At 45.2% G+C, this 18,568-nt stretch carries 17 protein-coding genes; 14 read left to right on the top strand and 3 right to left on the bottom strand.

Features of this window, described 5'->3' with window-relative positions; genetic code table 11:
- Positions 1 to 508: 508 nt before the first annotated feature.
- Positions 509 to 1,336 carry an HDOD domain-containing protein gene (locus PQQ36_RS17095; RefSeq protein WP_011149179.1) on the top strand — a complete coding sequence of 276 codons (828 nt, stop codon included), beginning with the start codon at positions 509 to 511 and terminating at the stop codon, positions 1,334 to 1,336.
- 17 nt (positions 1,337 to 1,353) lie between these two features.
- On the opposite strand, the gene PQQ36_RS17090 is transcribed toward PQQ36_RS17095, so the two are convergent.
- Positions 1,354 to 2,262 (bottom strand): DMT family transporter, encoded by a 909-nt coding sequence (locus PQQ36_RS17090; protein ID WP_225470931.1) that lies wholly within the window; start codon positions 2,260 to 2,262, stop codon positions 1,354 to 1,356.
- Positions 2,263 to 2,393: 131 nt separating this feature from the next.
- Here PQQ36_RS17090 and rmuC point away from each other — a divergent pair, with 131 nt between their 5' ends.
- The 7 genes from rmuC (at position 2,394) to tatC (ending at position 8,507) form a co-directional block, all read left to right on the top strand.
- Positions 2,394 to 3,980: a DNA recombination protein RmuC gene (gene rmuC, locus PQQ36_RS17085; RefSeq protein WP_225470930.1), complete on the top strand. Its 1,587-nt coding sequence runs from the start codon at positions 2,394 to 2,396 to the stop codon at positions 3,978 to 3,980.
- The gene (gene ubiE, locus PQQ36_RS17080) at positions 3,980 to 4,762 is read left to right on the top strand and encodes a bifunctional demethylmenaquinone methyltransferase/2-methoxy-6-polyprenyl-1,4-benzoquinol methylase UbiE (RefSeq protein ID WP_011078975.1); all 783 of its coding nucleotides are present in this window, start codon (positions 3,980 to 3,982) and stop codon (positions 4,760 to 4,762) included. Before rmuC ends, ubiE begins: the two co-directional genes overlap by 1 nt.
- 8 nt (positions 4,763 to 4,770) lie before the next feature.
- Positions 4,771 to 5,376 carry a ubiquinone biosynthesis accessory factor UbiJ gene (locus tag PQQ36_RS17075; RefSeq protein WP_013572591.1) on the top strand — a complete coding sequence of 202 codons (606 nt, stop codon included), beginning with the start codon at positions 4,771 to 4,773 and terminating at the stop codon, positions 5,374 to 5,376.
- Positions 5,373 to 7,007, top strand: a complete 1,635-nt coding sequence (gene ubiB / locus PQQ36_RS17070) for a ubiquinone biosynthesis regulatory protein kinase UbiB (protein WP_225470929.1) — start codon at positions 5,373 to 5,375, stop codon at positions 7,005 to 7,007. Before PQQ36_RS17075 ends, ubiB begins: the two co-directional genes overlap by 4 nt.
- A gap of 51 nt (positions 7,008 to 7,058) precedes the next feature.
- On the top strand, positions 7,059 to 7,295 hold the full coding sequence (gene tatA / locus PQQ36_RS17065; RefSeq protein ID WP_011078972.1) for a Sec-independent protein translocase subunit TatA: 237 nt from the start codon (positions 7,059 to 7,061) through the stop codon (positions 7,293 to 7,295).
- Between the two features lie 3 nt (positions 7,296 to 7,298).
- Complete coding sequence (gene tatB, locus PQQ36_RS17060) at positions 7,299 to 7,691, top strand: Sec-independent protein translocase protein TatB (RefSeq protein WP_011078971.1); 393 nt, start codon at positions 7,299 to 7,301, stop codon at positions 7,689 to 7,691.
- 66 nt (positions 7,692 to 7,757) lie between these two features.
- On the top strand, positions 7,758 to 8,507 hold the full coding sequence (gene tatC, locus PQQ36_RS17055) for a twin-arginine translocase subunit TatC (RefSeq protein ID WP_011078970.1): 750 nt from the start codon (positions 7,758 to 7,760) through the stop codon (positions 8,505 to 8,507).
- A gap of 328 nt (positions 8,508 to 8,835) precedes the next feature.
- On the opposite strand, the gene PQQ36_RS17050 is transcribed toward tatC, so the two are convergent.
- Entirely contained in the window at positions 8,836 to 9,606 is a 771-nt protein-coding gene (locus PQQ36_RS17050; RefSeq protein ID WP_060532796.1) for a TatD family hydrolase, read from the bottom strand.
- A gap of 148 nt (positions 9,607 to 9,754) precedes the next feature.
- On the opposite strand from PQQ36_RS17050, the gene hemB reads away from it, so the two are divergent.
- The 3 genes from hemB to PQQ36_RS22775 all read left to right on the top strand — a co-directional run bounded on the left by hemB (position 9,755) and on the right by PQQ36_RS22775 (position 14,652).
- Positions 9,755 to 10,798: a porphobilinogen synthase gene (gene hemB / locus PQQ36_RS17045; RefSeq protein WP_011078968.1), complete on the top strand. Its 1,044-nt coding sequence runs from the start codon at positions 9,755 to 9,757 to the stop codon at positions 10,796 to 10,798.
- 817 nt (positions 10,799 to 11,615) lie between these two features.
- Positions 11,616 to 14,411 carry a DNA polymerase I gene (polA, locus tag PQQ36_RS17040; RefSeq protein ID WP_273661885.1) on the top strand — a complete coding sequence of 932 codons (2,796 nt, stop codon included), beginning with the start codon at positions 11,616 to 11,618 and terminating at the stop codon, positions 14,409 to 14,411.
- A 193-nt stretch (positions 14,412 to 14,604) separates the two neighbouring features.
- Positions 14,605 to 14,652, top strand: coding sequence for a hypothetical protein (locus PQQ36_RS22775; protein ID WP_438356636.1), 48 nt, complete (start codon positions 14,605 to 14,607; stop codon positions 14,650 to 14,652).
- A gap of 564 nt (positions 14,653 to 15,216) precedes the next feature.
- Here PQQ36_RS22775 and yihA read toward each other — a convergent pair.
- The gene (gene yihA / locus PQQ36_RS17035; protein ID WP_045623799.1) at positions 15,217 to 15,867 is read right to left on the bottom strand and encodes a ribosome biogenesis GTP-binding protein YihA/YsxC; all 651 of its coding nucleotides are present in this window, start codon (positions 15,865 to 15,867) and stop codon (positions 15,217 to 15,219) included.
- 158 nt (positions 15,868 to 16,025) lie between these two features.
- Here yihA and PQQ36_RS17030 point away from each other — a divergent pair, with 158 nt between their 5' ends.
- From PQQ36_RS17030 to yihI, 3 genes are all read left to right on the top strand, one after another.
- On the top strand, positions 16,026 to 16,643 hold the full coding sequence (locus PQQ36_RS17030) for a c-type cytochrome (RefSeq protein WP_011078965.1): 618 nt from the start codon (positions 16,026 to 16,028) through the stop codon (positions 16,641 to 16,643).
- Positions 16,644 to 17,382: 739 nt separating this feature from the next.
- Positions 17,383 to 18,021 carry a class I SAM-dependent methyltransferase gene (locus tag PQQ36_RS17025; protein WP_061059037.1) on the top strand — a complete coding sequence of 213 codons (639 nt, stop codon included), beginning with the start codon at positions 17,383 to 17,385 and terminating at the stop codon, positions 18,019 to 18,021.
- Positions 18,021 to 18,566, top strand: coding sequence for a Der GTPase-activating protein YihI (yihI, locus tag PQQ36_RS17020; RefSeq protein WP_130247320.1), 546 nt, complete (start codon positions 18,021 to 18,023; stop codon positions 18,564 to 18,566). The genes PQQ36_RS17025 and yihI overlap by 1 nt, the downstream gene beginning before the upstream one ends.
- The last annotated feature ends 2 nt before the right edge of the window (positions 18,567 to 18,568 follow it).

Here is an 18,568-nt window from a genome sequence, read left to right as displayed (position 1 = left end):
GTAGTTCAGTTGGTTAGAATACCGGCCTGTCACGCCGGGGGTCGCGGGTTCGAGTCCCGTCCGCTCCGCCACTTATTCCAGACCTCAGCAGAAATGCTGAGGTCTTTTTGTTTCTGTTGTATTATTTTGGTCTGTGACCAACGAGTCCCGCACAAGGTTTGCCCGTTGACTGCCACCCCAGCCGTCAGGCACTTATTTAGAAACCCAGTCTTCAGACTGGGTTTGGTCGTTTTAAGCGTAGTGAATTTTTTTAAGGGGAGTCATCCCGCTTATGCCAGAGTTGAAAGCTTTGCTGTTTACTACTTATGCTAGACCTTAGCTGACATTCTGGGTCTTTTTGTTTGTACTCATCCAACTTAGCCAATTTTCTGGGCTCTTCCACTCTAGTTGATTTAAAACCCCTAACTGGCTTTAAATCAATACCAAAAACTAAATAGAGAACGAGGAGTCTATCTTGCTTAATGTGTCCTATATTAATTAAGTAACACGACAGTCTAAGGAGAGAGGTATGTCCCAAGAAGCTCTGATTTCACGTCTCAACGAATTACCTCGGATTGAGAGTGTGCTGCAAGAATTACTTGAGATGGTCAATAGAGATAATTTTGATTTTTCTGAGCTATCAAAAAAATTGGCGATGGATCAGGTACTCAGTGCTCGATTACTCAGAATGGCTAACTCGGCACATTTTGCCGGTAACAAACCTCTTTCCAACCTCAATGAAGCGGTTATACGTGTTGGGAGTGGGGCTGTTCGCACTCTTGTTTCTTCTTCAATTCTCTACAGCGCGTTCCCTAAAATTGAAACATTGAATATCAAGGATTATTGGGCCAATACCTTTGAGGTCGCGATGATTGCGAGCAAGCTAGCAGATCAAGCGAAGTTGGATGCCAATGAAGTATTTACCACGGGTGTGCTGCACAATATTGGAGAGTTGATGATTCACTCATTGGTGCCAGAACAAGCGATAGAAATCAGCAATAAAATCGCGGAAGGGCAGTCTCCGTTAAGTGCACAAAGAGAGGTCTTGGGCACGGATGCGACGGAACTTGGAGCGAAGCTCGCCGAAGCTTGGAAGTTTCCGCCAGAAATGAAAGACGCCATTGAAAACATCAATCATCCTGGCAAGGCTAAGATAGCCAAGCGGTTAGCTTGCTTGCTCTACTTGGCAAGAGACATCAATAAGCGCTGGGATTCGATGTTAGAAGAAGAGGAAAAGCAGCATTACTTGGCTGAACATCCTGCCGCAAGCGCACTGGGCATTACACCGGGACGTGCCTTTGTGATCGATCAAATCAGAGGGCAAGGAAGTGAAATGGCTTACAACATGTTTAGTTAGCAGTAAGCCAGTATCAGTTAAGAGTGATCCGCGGTAGCGAGCTTTCTTTTGCCCCACTTGATCTGCTGAATCACCAGCCCTGCAATAATGAGCATCAAGCCAATGAGGGTTGTAGGGTGAATTTCCTCGCCAATTATGGAGGAAAGCAGCATGAGAGAGATAAATGGTGAGGCGAAAATGAGGTTGCTTATCCTTGCCGTGTTATTGGTGAGTTTCAGTGCAGATAGCCATAGCACAAAAGTCACTCCCATTTCAAACAGGCCAACATAAGTGACAGCAAGCCAGCCCTGCATCGAAATCTGCCCCCATGACTGGCCTTCGATTACCGTCAAAGCAATGGCAAAAGGAATCGCGACTAAGAAACCAAGCAACACACCAACAATAGGATCGGCTTGGTTTTTAGTATTGAGGATCCAGTACCCAGCCCAAAGTAAAGTCGAGGTGAGTGCTAGCGCTACGCCCACAGGGCTTTCAAATGACAGTCCTAATAAATCGCCTTTTGTCGCAATGACAATCACACCAACGTAGCTGAATACACAGGCTACCCAATCTTGCTTACGAATTTTCTGTCCAAGAAACACAGCGGCCATCAGTGTCAGTGTGATGGCCCAGCTATAGTTGATCGCTTGGGCCTGAGAGGCAGGTAATAGATCGTAGGCTTTAAATAAAATGAGGTAGTAGGCTAATGGGTTAATCAACCCTAGCAGTAAGTAATACCAAGGATTTGATAAGAAAGTAGCACTGATCTGTGTCAGCTTTCCTTGCACGGCGCAAATCGCGAGAAGGGCCATTGCGGAAATAACACTGGCTATGGTGAGCATTTGGATTGGACTAAACTCAATGAGCGTAAGTTTAAAGGCGGTCGCTACAGTAGACCATAACAATACAGCAGAAAGCCCGAATCCTAGGGCGCGACGCTCGTTCATAAATCCTCAAAATGATAGTCAGCAAGCAAAGCACCTAGTGTAAGCGAGGATTTTCTGTGCAACAAACTGGACATTTATCCAGTATATAAATACCATTGAAACACGCATCTCTTTTCTTAGAACGCCTTATTATGCAATGGATTATCGATAACCAAGCTTCCCTTTTGCTGACCCTTTTTTCTTCTCTATCGACCGCAATTTTAGCCGCTTGGTGGCAGCGCCAGAAGCTTGCGGTGGTGAATCAGTTGTTGCAACAACAGCTAGAAAGTGAACAACGTTTATCTGCCAGTAAAATCGAACAACTGCAGCATGGAATGCAACAGCTCCAAACAGAATTAGATGATTATGATCAGGAGCGCGATCAGGCAGCTTATGAGGTCAAACAGACTCATGGTAAGTTGATGGCCGCAATTGAAAAACTACGCTACTTCGATGCGGTAAAACAAGAGCGTCAACAATACTTTGATGAGTTAACGGCGCTAAGGGAATGCAACGCAAAGTTAGAGACACAACTGCGTGAGCAGCAGGCTCGCCATGAGCAACTGACTCAAGCGAATCAGGAGAAGCTGCAAATTCTGGAACAAGCAGAGGTGCGCTTGAAACAGCAGTTTGAGCATCTTGCGAATCAACTTTTTGAAGAAAAAACCGCTAAGGTTGATCAACAAAACCGCCTCAGCTTAGAAGGACTATTATCCCCCTTAAAAGAGCAGTTAGAAGGCTTTAAGAAGCAGGTCAATGATAGTTTCAGTTATGAAGCCAAAGAACGTCATACGCTTGTGCATGAGTTGAAAAATTTACAACGCTTGAATGAGCAGATGACTCGTGAAGCCGTGAACCTCACGCAAGCGCTCAAAGGAGACAATAAGCAGCAAGGAAACTGGGGAGAAGTGGTGCTGGCGCGTGTGCTTGCGGAATCAGGATTACGCGAAGGGCATGAATATCAGACTCAGGTCAGTTTGCAAAATGAAGCGGGTAAACGCTATCAACCCGACGTGATCGTCTATTTACCTCAAGATAAGCAAGTGGTGATCGACTCCAAAATGACGTTGGTGGCCTATGAGCGCTATTTCCATGCGGAGTCGGACAGCGAGCGCGACATTGAGCTGTCCAATCACCTTGCTGCGATTCGTGCGCACATTAAAGGATTAAGTATAAAAGATTATCACCAGCTCAAAGGTATTCACTCCTTGGACTATGTGCTGATGTTTATACCAGTCGAGCCCGCTTTCCAATTGGCAATACAAGCTGATCCGAGCCTAGTCAAAGACGCGATGGAGCAAAATATCATCTTGGTGAGTCCAACCACGTTACTGGTTGCTTTGAGAACCATTGATAACCTCTGGCGCAATGAGCGTCAGAGCCAGAACGCGAAGATCATTGCACAGCGAGCAAGCAAGCTATACGACAAGCTGCGCTTGTTTGTCGATGATATGCAAAACTTAGGCGGAGCGCTGGATAAAGCTAACCAAAGTTACCAAGGGGCAATGAACAAATTAGTGACCGGGCGAGGAAATGTCATTCGTCAGGCGGAAAGTTTCAAAGAGCTGGGTGTTGAAGTCAAACGCCCTATCTCGACGGATTTAACTCAATTAGCACAAAATGACTCTTTAGTAGAAAGACATCCCGTTGAGGATAAAGTAAACTATTCGACCGCAGTCTTGGGCCAAGAAAACCATTTCGGCCCTCAATCGAACCGCACTGCCCAAGAGGAAAAATAATGACGGACATCAGCGTGCAATCGAATACAGCTTTAGAATCATCAGAAACCACGCATTTTGGTTTCACTACCGTAGCGAAAGAAGAAAAAGTCGCTAAGGTTGCTCAAGTATTTCATTCAGTCGCGGCCAAATACGACATTATGAACGACCTGATGTCAGGGGGAATCCATCGTTTGTGGAAGCGCTTTACCATCGATTGCAGTGGTGCTCGTCCTGGTCAGAGAGTATTAGATTTAGGTGGTGGCACAGGCGATTTGACGGCCAAGTTTTCCCGTATCGTGGGTGAAAAGGGCCATGTCATTCTTGCCGACATCAATAATTCTATGCTCAACGTCGGTCGAGACAAGCTACGAGACAGCGGCATTGTCGGTAACGTTCATTACGTACAAGCGAATGCCGAGGAATTGCCATTTCCGGATGATTACTTTGACATCATTACCATCAGTTTCTGCCTACGTAACGTGACTGACAAAGATAAAGCGCTTCGCTCGATGTTCCGAGTGCTCAAGCCGGGTGGTCGTTTGTTGGTATTGGAATTTTCCAAACCTGTCTTTGACCCGTTATCTAAGGTGTATGACGCGTACTCTTTCCATCTATTACCGAAAATGGGCGAGTTGGTCGCGAACGATGCCGATAGCTACCGTTACTTGGCCGAATCGATTCGCATGCACCCTGATCAAGAAACCCTTAAGGGGATGATGCAAGAAGCGGGTTTTGAAAATACCTCATACTACAATTTGACGGGTGGCATTGTTGCCCTGCATCGTGGCTACAAATTTTAGGAGCCTCCATGCCATTTGAACCACTCATTACCGCAGTGATTGAAACTAGCCTCAATGTGCTGGTGAAAGACAATCCGGATCTCGAAAAACGTTTATTACGTTTAAAGGGGCAAGTGATCCAAGTTCATCTCCAGGAGCTGAACAAAACGTTGACGTTTATTTTTAGCCAACAGATCGATGTATTAGCCAATTATGAAGGCCAACCGGATTGTTATTTGTCGCTTAAATTGGCGGTGTTGCCTGAGCTGAGAGAGCAAGCCAATATCACGAAGCTGATTAAGCAAGACAAGCTGATCCTTGAAGGGGACATTCAATTAGCGCAGAAGTTTGCTCAGCTCATCACGGACGCAAAACCGGATGTGGAGGAATGGGTATCGCGTGTCACTGGGGATGTGGTCGCTCACTCTTTGGCTCAGGGGGTAAAGAATGTCGGTGGCTTCGTCGGGCGTCAAGCGAAAAAGCAGCAGCATCATCTTGCTCAGGTGATTACCGAAGAATGGCGTCTGGCACCTGGACCATTGGAAGTGGCTTACTTCTGTGACCAAGTGGACGATGCCAAAAGTGATCTCGCCAGACTAGAAGCTCGTCTGCAAAAACTGTTGGAGAAAGCATGACCCCGACAGAGCTAAAGCGCCTTTATCGCATCATTAAAGTTCAGCTTGAATATGGTTTGGATGACCTACTGCCAGACCATCAACTTGCCAAAGCCCCACGTTGGATGCGCAAAAGCTTGTTTTGGCTTAAGAATCAGCATCCAGAAAAACCGTTAGGGGATCGTCTACGTCTTGCACTGCAAGAGCTAGGGCCTGTTTGGATTAAGTTTGGCCAGATGTTGTCTACTCGTCGCGATCTGTTTCCACCTCACATTGCAGACCCGCTTGCACTGCTGCAAGATCAAGTCTCGCCTTTTGATGGTGCATTGGCGAAAGCACAAATGGAGCAAGCGCTCGGTGGGCCTTTAGAAACCTGGTTTAGTGATTTTGACCTGGTTCCTTTAGCGTCGGCCTCCATTGCGCAGGTGCATACCGCCAAGCTGAAAACGACTAACCAAGAAGTAGTATTAAAGGTCATTCGCCCAGATATTCGTCCCATCATTGATGCAGATCTAAAACTGATGCGACGTATGGCGCGTATAGTCGCCAAAGCAATGCCTGAAGCACGTCGTCTTAAACCAATCGAAGTGGTTCGAGAGTATGAGAAAACCTTACTGGATGAGCTTGATTTGCGTCGCGAAGCGGCCAATGCGATACAGCTAAGACGTAATTTTACCGACAGCGAAGAGTTATACGTTCCTGAAGTTTATCCGGACTTTAGTAATGAAACTGTCATGGTTTCTGAGCGAATATACGGCATCCAAGTCTCGGATATTGCAGGCTTGAAAGCGAATGGCACCAACATGAAGTTGTTGGCAGAAAGAGGGGTGAGTGTATTCTTTACCCAGGTTTTTCGCGACAGCTTCTTCCATGCAGACATGCATCCAGGGAACGTGTTTGTTAACCCTGAACATCCCGAGAACCCACAATGGATTGGTTTGGATTGTGGCATTGTTGGCACATTAAATAGCGAAGATAAACGCTATTTAGCGGAAAACTTTTTGGCGTTTTTTAATCGTGATTATCGACGTGTGGCAGAGCTGCATGTGGACTCTTGCTGGGTACCGGCAGACACCAATATTGATGAATTTGAATTTGCGATTCGTATTGTCTGTGAGCCGATTTTTGCCAAACCGTTGTGTGAAATCTCCTTTGGTCATGTGTTATTGAACCTATTCAATACCGCAAGGAGATTCAATATGGAAGTTCAGCCGCAACTGGTGTTATTGCAAAAAACCTTGCTGTATGTGGAAGGGTTAGGGCGCCAGCTTTATCCTCAGCTTGATCTCTGGGAAACCGCAAAACCCTTCCTTGAAGAGTGGATGATGAATCAAGTTGGTCCTAAGGCGTTGATCAATGCAATAAAAGACCGCGCGCCTTATTGGGCGGAAAAATTACCTGAACTGCCGGAATTGCTGTATGACAGCCTCAAACAGGGCAAAGCGATGAACCAGAGAATGGATCAGCTTTACCAAGGTTATCGAGCCAGCAAGCGCCAGCAGGCAACAGGAAAGTTTTTATTTGGCGTTGGGGCCACATTAGTCGTATGCTCGGCAATATTGGTGGACCACACTTATGAACAGCTTTCACTGGCGACGGCTATTGCAGGCGTCACATTTTGGCTGTTCAGTTGGCGAGCTTATCGTCGTTAGACGTTAAACTCTTGATCTAATTTTTGTTACAAAAGACCCGAGGTAAAAAGAATGGGTGGTATCAGTATCTGGCAACTGTTGATTATTGCTGTCATCGTTGTATTGCTATTCGGAACTAAAAAACTGCGCGGTATTGGTAGTGATTTAGGCGGCGCAATTAAAGGCTTCAAGAAAGCGATGAACGAAGAAGAGTCTGAGAAGAAAGACGCAGACTTTGAGCCGAAAAGTCTAGAGCAGCAAAGCAAACAAGCTGCGACCGAAAGTAAAAAAGACAAAGAGCAGGCGTAATAAGTGTTTGATATCGGTTTTTGGGAACTGGTATTGATATTTGTCGTGGGTCTGGTTGTTTTAGGGCCAGAGCGTTTGCCGCATGCGATTCGTAGTGTGGCGCGATTTGTTAGTGCAGCGAAAAGCATGGCAAATAGCGTTAAAGACGAGTTAGCTCATGAACTCAAAGTTCAGGAGCTACAAGAAAACTTGCGTAAAGCAGAGCAAATGGGTATGGAAGAACTTTCGCCAGACCTGAAAGCGTCTGTGGAGCAGCTAAAACAAGCTGCTCAGTCGGTGAATCGCCCATACGCAGATGTGTCAGCCAAAAATGAAGCCACGTCCAGCTCGTCTAGTGACGCGACTCATCAAACAGAGGCGACAAAAACATCGGCGGCAAATACCAAGTCCGAATAGTCTCACATAGGGGAGCTACTCTTTGGGTAGCTCTTTTTTGATCCGTTTTGATTCTAGAGGTTTGACATGTCTACCGTTGAGCAGACTCAACCTTTGATTAGCCACTTGTTAGAACTGCGTAATCGCTTATTGAAAGCGATCCTTGCAGTGTTGATTGTCTTTGTCGGCCTAATCTATTTTTCTGGTGAAATATACGAGTTTATCTCGGCGCCGCTGGTGGAGCGTCTTCCTGAAGGGGCGACGATGATAGCAACGGATGTGGCTTCACCGTTTTTCACGCCACTCAAATTGACGTTGATCGTGGCGGTCTTTTTGGCTGTGCCGTTTATTCTTTATCAGGTTTGGGCCTTTGTGGCGCCTGGCTTGTATAAGCATGAGCGTCGCTTAATCATGCCATTGTTGGTTTCCAGTTCGTTGTTGTTTTATTGCGGCGTGGCGTTTGCTTATTACGTTGTCTTTCCCCTGGTGTTTGGCTTTTTCACCGCCATCTCTTTAGGAGGTGTGGAGTTTGCCACCGACATCGCCAGTTATTTGGATTTTGTTTTAGCGCTGTTTTTAGCATTTGGTATTGCTTTTGAGGTACCAGTAGCGATCATTTTGCTGTGTTGGACAGGAGCAACCGATCCGAAGAGCTTAAGCGAAAAACGTCCCTATATTATTGTTGGTGCGTTTATCGTAGGGATGCTGTTAACTCCGCCAGATATGATTTCGCAAACCCTATTGGCCATTCCGATGTGTTTGTTGTTTGAAGTCGGTTTGTTCTTTGCGCGTTTCTATACCCGCAAAGAGGAAAGCGAAGAACAAGAGCAAGAATAATAAAAAAGCGGCTTCATGAAATGAAGCCGCTTTTTTTATCTCACTTTGATCGTATGACCACAATTTTGGCAAATATAAATCTCTTTGATGCCGATGATTTTTTGCCAGAAGGAGCGATGATGACGTTGTAAGTGAATACTGTGATTACACATGTAACTTCTCACTTTTGTTATGATTTTTGTGGCAGAGATCATATATGCAATTTACTTATAATGCCATTAGTGGATGTGATTCTGATCTCATATTTATTGCTTAAAAGTGATGAGTCTATTTACTATTTACACAGTAAAAACAAGGTTTTATCTAATTGCTCATTAAGTGGCACTCATTATTTATCCAGTAAGTGAAACAAACGTTTGGCATTTTCTGAGGTTATTTTAGCCACTTCCTCATTGGAGAGTTGTCGTAGATCGGCGATCCGTTCATTGACCAATCGGGTATAAGCAGGTTCATTCCGTTTGCCGCGATGTGGAACGGGGGCTAAATAAGGGCAATCCGTCTCGAGAATCACATAGTTGAGATCTAGGCTTGGAATGACACTGTCCATGCCACCATTCTTAAAGGTGGTGACCCCGCCTAAACCAAGATGGAAACCAAGGTCGTTGATGGCGTTGGCTTCTTCAATTGAACCACCAAAGCAGTGAAATACCCCACTCAATGTACCGTCTTGCTCGGCTTTTAGGAGTTTGAGAGTTTCTTGAATGGAATCTCGCGTATGAATGACAACGGGCAGTTTAAGCTCTTTTGCCCAATTAAGCTGAGTGACAAAGGCCCACTCTTGCTCCTTTTGATATGTTTTATCCCAATACAAGTCGATACCAATCTCACCGACAGCAATGAACGAATGTTTTGCAAACCAAGCGTGGATCGTCTCGAGCGTCTGCTTCACATTATTGTCCACATAACATGGATGCAGCCCCATCATTGAATGGCATATGTCTGGGTACGCGGCTTCGGTGCGTAGCATAGGCTCAATGGAATCGAGGTCGATATTGGGTAGTAAGATTTTTTCAATGCCCTGCTCAAGCGCGCGTTGCACAACCTGGTCGCGGTCTTGGTCAAATTCTTTGGCGTAAATATGGGCATGAGTGTCAATCATTAGGTTATCTCAGCGTTCAAAAGGTGTGCAGAGTATACGCCAGTGTGAGCATTTGGTCATTTTTGCGATTTTTCTTTATTGTTGCTGGCGCGCAGCCTTCGTAGTGATATGATTTTGCCAATTCTGTACACCAGACAAGGAGACGAGAGTGTCTGTATCTATTCAAGGCCCATTCCCAGCGCGCCGTATGCGCCGTATGCGCAAGCATGAGTTCAGTCGTCGTTTGATGGCGGAGAATCAGCTATCGGTTAGCGACTTGATCTACCCGATGTTTATCTTAATGGGTAAAGATCGTCGTGAGAGTGTTGAATCTATGCCTGGCGTAGAGCGCCTTTCCATTGACTTGATGCTTGAAGAAGCACAGTACCTTGCTCAGCTTGGTGTGCCAGCGATTGCTCTTTTCCCTGTGGTGAATCAAGACGCGAAAAGCCTTTGTGCCGCGGAAGCTTATAACCCTGAAGGCTTGGTTCAGAGAGCAGTGCGTGCATTAAAAGAGCACGTGCCAGCAATGGGCGTCATTACAGACGTTGCACTTGATCCTTTTACCACCCATGGTCAAGACGGCATCATTGATGAAGAAGGCTATGTGATGAATGATGAGACAACGGAAGTTCTGATCAAACAAGCGTTGTCGCATGCGGAAGCGGGTGCGGATGTAGTGGCCCCCTCAGATATGATGGATGGTCGAATTGGCCGTATCCGTGACGCTCTAGAGGAAGCGGGTTACATTCATACTCAAATCATGGCTTACTCCGCCAAATACGCATCCAACTACTACGGGCCATTCCGTGATGCGGTGGGCTCTGCATCCAACCTAAAAGGTGGAAACAAAAAGAACTACCAAATGGATCCCGCCAACAGCGATGAAGCGTTGCACGAAGTAGCATTAGACATCAATGAAGGTGCCGATATGGTGATGGTGAAGCCGGGCATGCCATACCTCGATGTTGTACGCCGTGTTAAAACAGAGCTTCAAGTACCGACATTCGCCTATCAAGTGTCGGGCGAATATGCGATGCACAAAGCCGCGATTCAAAATGGTTGGTTGAAAGAGCGTGAAACGGTGTTGGAATCGTTGCTTTGCTTTAAACGAGCGGGTGCGGATGGCATTTTGACTTACTTTGCCAAAGATGTCGCACAATGGTTAGCGGAAGACAATGCGCAAGCGGCGCAATTCTTGAAAACTGAATAGTGGTAATCCCTCTTGCGAGGTGATGAGGCTGGCTTGTGCCAGCCTTTTTACGTTTTGTCAGGAAGATAACAATCAAAAAAGCGCTTTGCTTGATGAGTATGTGCTCACTAAGAGGGAACGTTAATGTATATCTCTTTGAAAATAATATAGAAACATGAGAGTCCAAATTAAATGGCTCATAAAGCTTGAGTATCACGGTAAATAAATGAGATTTTTTCTCATTTGATAGTTGACATGTAAATGAGAATTGTTATTATTAAGGCGTCTTAGGGAATGAGGAAAAGTTCACAAGGATGTTGATTTACCCCAAACAACGGTGTTGAAAAGGTGATGATACAAATTGCTCTGAACTTGCACGAATTCTTTTTGACACGACATTGCTCACATTGCTTCCAGTGTAATTTATAGCTTTATGGTTAAGCTGCCGTATTCAACGAATTAGCTTCACCGCAATTTTGCTAGGCGACATCAAACGATGTCGCTTTTTTTATTGGTTTTTTTCTGTACAGAAAGACTTATTTTTTCTCAGTGATTATCTTTGTCCACAATGGATGATCGCTAAATGATCGTTTTCCTTCGCTTCGATCTTGATATTTTTTCTTATTTTTCAATGTTATATTTTCATTTTCATACTGGTTTTAACGGCTTGAATATCCGGTGGATAATTAATATAAACAGACTTATCCACAGATGGAGAGGAAAATGTGAGCTAATTGTGACATCTTAGCTAACGGATTTTATGCGAGAGCGTGGATTCACTGGATTAGACGTGGCATCCTTAGCAGATCATTTTATTCTCTGCTGGATAACGACAACTATGGCCACTATTCCTGAAAATCCATTAATTCTTATTGATGGCTCTTCTTACCTCTATCGAGCGTTTCATGCCTATCCTGGCACCATGAGTAATGGTGATATCCCAACCAATGCGGTCTACGGTGTGGTGAACATGCTGCGCAGCATGATGCGTCAGTTTGCTTCTGATCGTATTGCGGTGGTGTTTGACGCCAAAGGCAAAACCTTTCGCGACGATATGTATCCGGAATATAAGGCCAACCGACCACCAATGCCGGACGATCTGCGTTGCCAAATAGAACCTCTTCATCAAGTTATTAAAGCAATGGGGCTTCCCTTGATTGCTATTGAAGGTGTTGAAGCGGACGATGTGATTGGTACGCTGGCCTATCAAGCTTCTCAACAAGGGATGCCAGTGCTGATCAGTACCGGTGATAAAGATATGGCTCAGTTGGTGGACGACAACATTACCCTAATCAACACCATGACCAATGTCGTGATGGACAGAGAAGGGGTCATTGAGAAATTCGGTATTCCACCTGAACTGATTATCGATTATCTCGCGTTAATGGGTGACAAGGTCGATAACATTCCTGGCGTGCCTGGTGTGGGTGATAAAACCGCCACAGCTCTGCTGCAAGGTATTGGTGGTCTTAGTCAGTTGTACGACCATTTGGATGACATTGCGGCACTGAGCTTCCGCGGCTCAAAAACCATGGCGAAGAAGCTGGTGGACAACAAAGACAATGCGTTGCTGTCTTATCAGCTAGCGACGATCAAGCTTGATGTTGCATTGCAAGAAACGCCAGAATCCCTTTTAAAAACAGAGCCAAATAAAGATGAGCTGATCAAGCTCTATGGCCAACTGGCCTTTAAATCTTGGCTCAATGAGCTACTAGACGGTGGCACTGGTGTTGTTGAAGCGGATGAAAAAGCACAAACCTCGGTACGCAGTGGCGCATCTCCGGTTGAAAGTGAAATCAACAATGCTGCGGCGAATATTGACCGTAGCCAATATCAAACCATCTTCGACCAAGCGACATTCGACATTTGGTTGGACAAGCTGAAAGCGTCAGAGCTGTTTGCCTTCGATACCGAAACGGACAGCCTTGATTACATGGTCGCTAACTTAGTGGGCCTGTCATTTGCTGTGGCAGAAGGAGAAGCTGCCTATGTGCCAGTCGCACACGATTATCTGGATGCTCCGGAGCAACTTGATCGCGAGTGGGTGCTGGCTCAACTTAAGCCACTGCTGGAAGATGATACGAAGGCAAAAGTTGGCCAAAACTTGAAGTACGATGCCTCAGTGCTGGCTCGCTATGGTATTGAGATGAAGGGCATCAAGCACGACACCATGCTGGCTTCTTATGTGTACAACAGCGTGGGCGGCAAGCACGACATGGATAGCTTGGCACTGCGCTTCCTACAGCACAGTTGTATTTCGTTTGAGCAATTGGCTGGTAAAGGCAAGAATCAACTGACTTTCAATCAAATTGATCTAAATGAGGCTGCGGTTTATGCCGCCGAAGATGCGGATGTCACCTTGCGTTTGCACAACCGCTTGTTTGCCAATATTGAACAAGATGAGAAACTCAACGCCATCTATCAAGAGATTGAAGTGCCATTAGTGCCAGTGTTATCACGTATGGAACGGACTGGTGTGTTGATTGATGACATGAAACTGTCTGCGCAATCTCAAGAGATCGCTGTGCGCTTGGGAGAGTTAGAGCAAAAAGCGTATGAAATCGCAGGCCAGCCATTCAATATGAACTCGCCAAAGCAGCTGCAAACCATCTTGTTTGAGCAAATGGGTTTACCTGTTATCAAGAAAACGCCTTCAGGTACCCCTTCTACAGCAGAAGAAGTGTTGCAAGAACTCGCGTTGGATTACCCACTGCCGAGCGTCATTATGGAGTACCGTGGCTTAGCGAAGTTGAAATCGACTTACACCGATAAGCTGCCGAAAATGATTAACCCACACACAGGGCGCGTGCATACGTCTTACCATCAAGCCGTGACGGCTACTGGTCGTTTATCGTCAACCGATCCAAACTTGCAAAATATTCCAATTCGTAATGAAGAAGGACGCCGTATTCGCCAAGCGTTCGTTGCGCCACATGGCTATAAAATTCTTGCGGTCGACTATTCACAGATTGAATTGCGTATTATGGCGCACTTGTCTGGTGACCAAGCACTGCTTGACGCCTTCCAGCAAGGCAAAGATATCCATGCGGCAACCGCGGCAGAAATCATGGGCGTGTCGATTGAACAAGTCTCCAGTGAGCAGCGTCGTCGAGCCAAAGCCGTCAACTTTGGTCTTATCTATGGCATGAGTGCGTTTGGTTTAGCGAAACAGCTTGGAATTCCGCGTGGTGAAGCACAAGCTTATATGGATAAATATTTCGAGCGCTACCCTGGTGTCATGCAGTACATGGAAGACACACGTTCAAATGCCGCTCAACATGGTTATGTTGAAACCATTTTTGGTCGTCGTTTGCATCTACCGGAAATTACCTCTCGCAATGTGATGCGTCGTAAAGCAGCAGAACGTGCGGCGATCAACGCTCCAATGCAGGGCACTGCAGCAGACATCATCAAGAAAGCGATGTTGTTGGTGGATCAGTGGATTCAAGAGGAAGGCAATGGTCGAGTCAAATTACTGATGCAAGTACACGATGAACTGGTGTTTGAAGTGGAAGAGTCCTGTTTGACCGAAATTGAAAGTAAAGTACAACAATTGATGGAATCTGCAGCACAGTTAAATGTTCCTTTGGTGGCGGAAGCTGGCCATGGTGACAACTGGGATCAAGCGCATTAAGCATTTTTTGTACAAAAATGAATAAATATCATGAGCCAGAGCACAAACTCTGGCTTTTTTTTAGCATCAAAAAAGTTTGCAGAAATATTGTTGAGTTGTAGTTAAATAAAAAATTCATGAAAAAAAACTACAGAAAAAGTTTGCAATTCTGACCAATTGTTGTACATTAGTACGCGTAGGGTACAGAGGTAAGATGTTCTATCTTTCAGACCTTTTGTTTCACGTTATTGGATTAGGCTGATTCAGCCGCCCCAGTCAGGTTATTTGACTGGGGCGTTTTTTATTGGTCTAAATAAAATTTCAATTAAATCATATCTATATCGCATCTCCATTCTTAACGCCTCTTGTTTGTTTCTTTTTATACGGTTTCAGATTGAAAAACGAACGCAACAGAGCGTTATATCAATATGTAAATTTACACCACTCACACTCTGATTATTTCTCTTGGAAAACTAAGTGCATATATAAATAGGATGTTATTGATGTATTTCTTATTTTTATCAGTTATTTAGATGGTTTTTAGAGGGCGAAAGCTGAGAGGGTGTGTCATTTTCATCAATGACTGAGCTATTGAAATAGAAACAAACATCGGTAATGCTTCAAAGCATAACAATAACTACCGATTTTTCTCTCCCGTTTCCCTGCCAGGATGGCGGGGATTTTTGTATCTAAAGGGGAGTACTTTGCGCTGAACAATGACGGAAAGGTGTATTCAGTGATGACCAATCCACCAAGTAAGAAGAGACACAAAAAAACCCTGCTTATAAACAGCAGGGCTTTGAGAGCGAAGCGATGGTTATCCGTTTTACTCGGCTGTATTTGACCCTTCTTCGTCTTCCAGCAGGTGAGCAAGCGCAGGTGCAAACCAAGTATCTAGTTTGGCTCTAAGCTGATCCACCCCAAGCCCTTTGAGGGAGGAATAGACATCCACTTGTACGTCCCCACCGAAGGTTTCCGCCAACTTGCGCACTTTGAGCAATTCCGCTTTACGCGCACCGCTCTTCAGTTTGTCTGCTTTTGTAAGCAGTACTTGCACAGGGATACGACTTTCAATTGCCCAAAAGATCATCTGTTGGTCGAGATCTTTCATTGGATGACGAATGTCCATCAGTACCACTAAGCCCTTCAAGCATTCGCGTTTTTGCAAATACTCACCAAGTGATTTTTGCCACTTATTTTTCATTTCAAGTGGCACTTGTGCAAAGCCGTACCCAGGTAGGTCGACAATGTGGCAACCTTCCGTGACTTTAAACAAGTTAATCAACTGAGTACGACCTGGGGTTTTCGAGGTCTTAGCTAAGTTTTTCTGATTGGTTAAGCGATTCAGTGCACTGGACTTACCAGCATTTGAGCGTCCTGCAAACGCAATTTCGATCCCTTCATCAGCGGGTAAATGGCGAATATCGGGTGCACTAGTGATGAAATGCGTGTTTTGGTAATGAATTTTTACGCTCACTGTTAACTCCATCTCGACTTTGTGTAGTCGATTGATTACTTTTTTGTGAAATTGTGTAAAATAACCGTGCTCGGCATAAGGTCGCCTATTGTACCATGAGTGTACTCGGTATGTTCACATCCGTGGTACTGGAAGCTTGATAATTATAATGGAATGTCATGAAGAAATTAGCGCTAATTTTGAGTCTTATAGCCAGCTGCTCAGTATGGGCCCAAGGTAATATTGAAGCTGGTAAAGCAAAATCCCAAACGTGTGTTGCGTGTCACGGTGCTGACGGCAACAGTGCAATCACTACTTACCCAAAACTGGCAGGTCAACACGCCAAATACCTTGAGAAGCAGTTGAAAGATCTCAAATTAGGTATGGAAAGTGCTGGTAAGCAAGGTCGTTACGATCCGGTTATGAGTGGCATGGCGATGCCATTAAGTGAACAGGACATGGCGGATCTCGCGGCTTATTATGCCTCACTGCCAATTTCTCACAATACCACGCCAGAAAATGTGGTGGAGCAAGGTAAAGTGCTTTATACCGCAGGCGATGCCAACCGTGGTATTGCAGCATGTATTGCTTGTCATGGCCCTCGTGGTAACGGCACTGAGCTTTCAGGTTTCCCTAAAATTTCAGGTCAGCATGCTGACTACATCAAAGCTCAACTTGTTAAATTCCGCGACGCGTCACGTGGCAATGATATGAATGCAATGATGCGTGACATCGCGAAGAAACTGACCGACGAAGACATTGAGATTCTGTCTAAATATGTTGGTGGTCTTCACTAATTAGCCTGAACCGCTCGAGCAAAGGTTGTATGAAAACGCCCTGGTACTACGGTACTAGGGCGTTTTCTTTTTTGAGTACCATGTACTCGCATGGTTTAGGTAGAAAAGAAGAGAAAAGACAAATCGCCTTAGTCTTTGTAAGACATTTGCCATTTCTTTTCCCGCCTTTGTCTAAGTGCTTTATTTAATACATTGATAAATAGAGAAAAATAAAAATTAAGTTAAAAACGTCGACGAAATCGTTTTCACTCGCTTGTTTCATTTTGATGACAAGGTAAATTAGGCATCACCAGCAGGGAGTTGGTGAAGGATTCAGACCAAGATGGTCTCCAAGGATGCAAGCAACGGATCGCTTGGTAGTCGGAGAAAAGGACGTTAGACCTGTAGGATACAGGTCAGATAAGGATGGTCATCTCGTCTAAAGGTTAAGACAGGGTAAAGGATCAGGCTTAGGGAGTAAGCCGTGATACAGGAAGTCGATGGAAAGCCAAAAATCATCAGGAAGATGACGAACAACACCTTTTGGCATGGAAAGCACGAAAAACAAATGGATTATTGGTGCACTGAATGAGTGCAACACAGTTTTGGCCACTCAGTGGCCGTTCGGAAAGCGACAGCATGGCTGTCGCTTTTTTTATTTTGGCCGTTTTTTTACGAAATTGGTGATTATTTACCCGTTGGCTCTCCAATCTGGGTCGACTTTCTGGTATGTTTCGCATCCCTGTTTGAGGAAGTCCGAATGCATACTTGTCCTTTATGTCAGCATGATCAGATTCTGCACTATTTTACTGACAAGCGTCGTGAGTATCTGCAATGTGCGCGCTGTGAGTTGGTGTTTGTTAATCCCGAGCAACGCTTGGATGCAAAAACTGAAAAATCTCACTATGATCTGCATGAGAACAATCCATTGGACCTCGGTTATCGCCGCTTCTTATCGCGTATTACCGATCCTCTTTTAGAACGAATCGCACCCCAATCAAATGGACTGGATTTTGGTTGTGGACCCGGGCCAACGCTCTCACTGATGCTAGAAGAGCATGGTCACGTTATGTCGTTGTACGATCTCTATTATCATCCAGACCGTTCAGTGCTGGGAAGAGAGTATGACTTCATGACGGCTACTGAGGTGATCGAGCACCTCTATGAACCCAATGTGGTGTGGCAACAATGGTTGAATTTAGTTAAACCCAGAGGCTGGATCGGTCTAATGACCAAAATGGTGATTGATCGAGAAGCGTTTGCGAACTGGCACTATAAAAATGACCCCACGCATGTGATCTTTTTTAGCCAAGCAACGTTTCAGTATCTGGCAGAGCGAGATAAGCTCGAACTTGAATTTATTGGCAAAGATGTAATTTTACTGAGGAAGACCCAGTAATGAGTCGTAAGAAAAAATCGAGAAAGCCGGGTGCCGCTGGCGCCCCGGAATTTATGGTTACCCGTAATCGTTCAGAGTCAGATGTTGCTGGTCGTTTACGTAAGAAAGATAAAAAACGTAAAGGCCTAAAAGCGGGCGGTCGCAATTCGGAAGAAGGTGCGCAGCAAAAGCACGGTTCTTCGCAGGTTCGTGATCCGCGTTTAGGCAGCAAAAAGAAAATTCCATTGATTGTTGAGCCAGCGAAAAAGCTGACGAAACAAGAGCGTCGTCTGTCTGCAGAACAAGAGCTCGAGATGCTCGAAAATGATGCGAAACTGAACGTGTTGCTTGACCGCATCGAATCAGGTGAAAACCTAGGCCGTGGTCTACAGCAATACGTGGATGAAAAACTGGATCGCATCGAGCAGTTGATGAGCCAGCTTGGTCTGCTAGAGCCAGAAGCGGAAGAGAAGTTTGAAGATGAAGCGCCAGTGCGCAAATCACGCTCTGATGATGATCTGCTGGCGGATTTTGAAGACTTTGATATGGATGATTACAAAGGATAAGC

Origin of the sequence: Vibrio sp. CCUG 15886 (assembly GCF_028570825.1) — a bacterium.
Classification (GTDB): domain Bacteria; phylum Pseudomonadota; class Gammaproteobacteria; order Enterobacterales; family Vibrionaceae; genus Vibrio; species Vibrio vulnificus_B.
The sequence above is the reverse complement of the archived record's forward strand: the minus strand, read 5'-3'. Positions and strand labels throughout refer to the sequence as shown.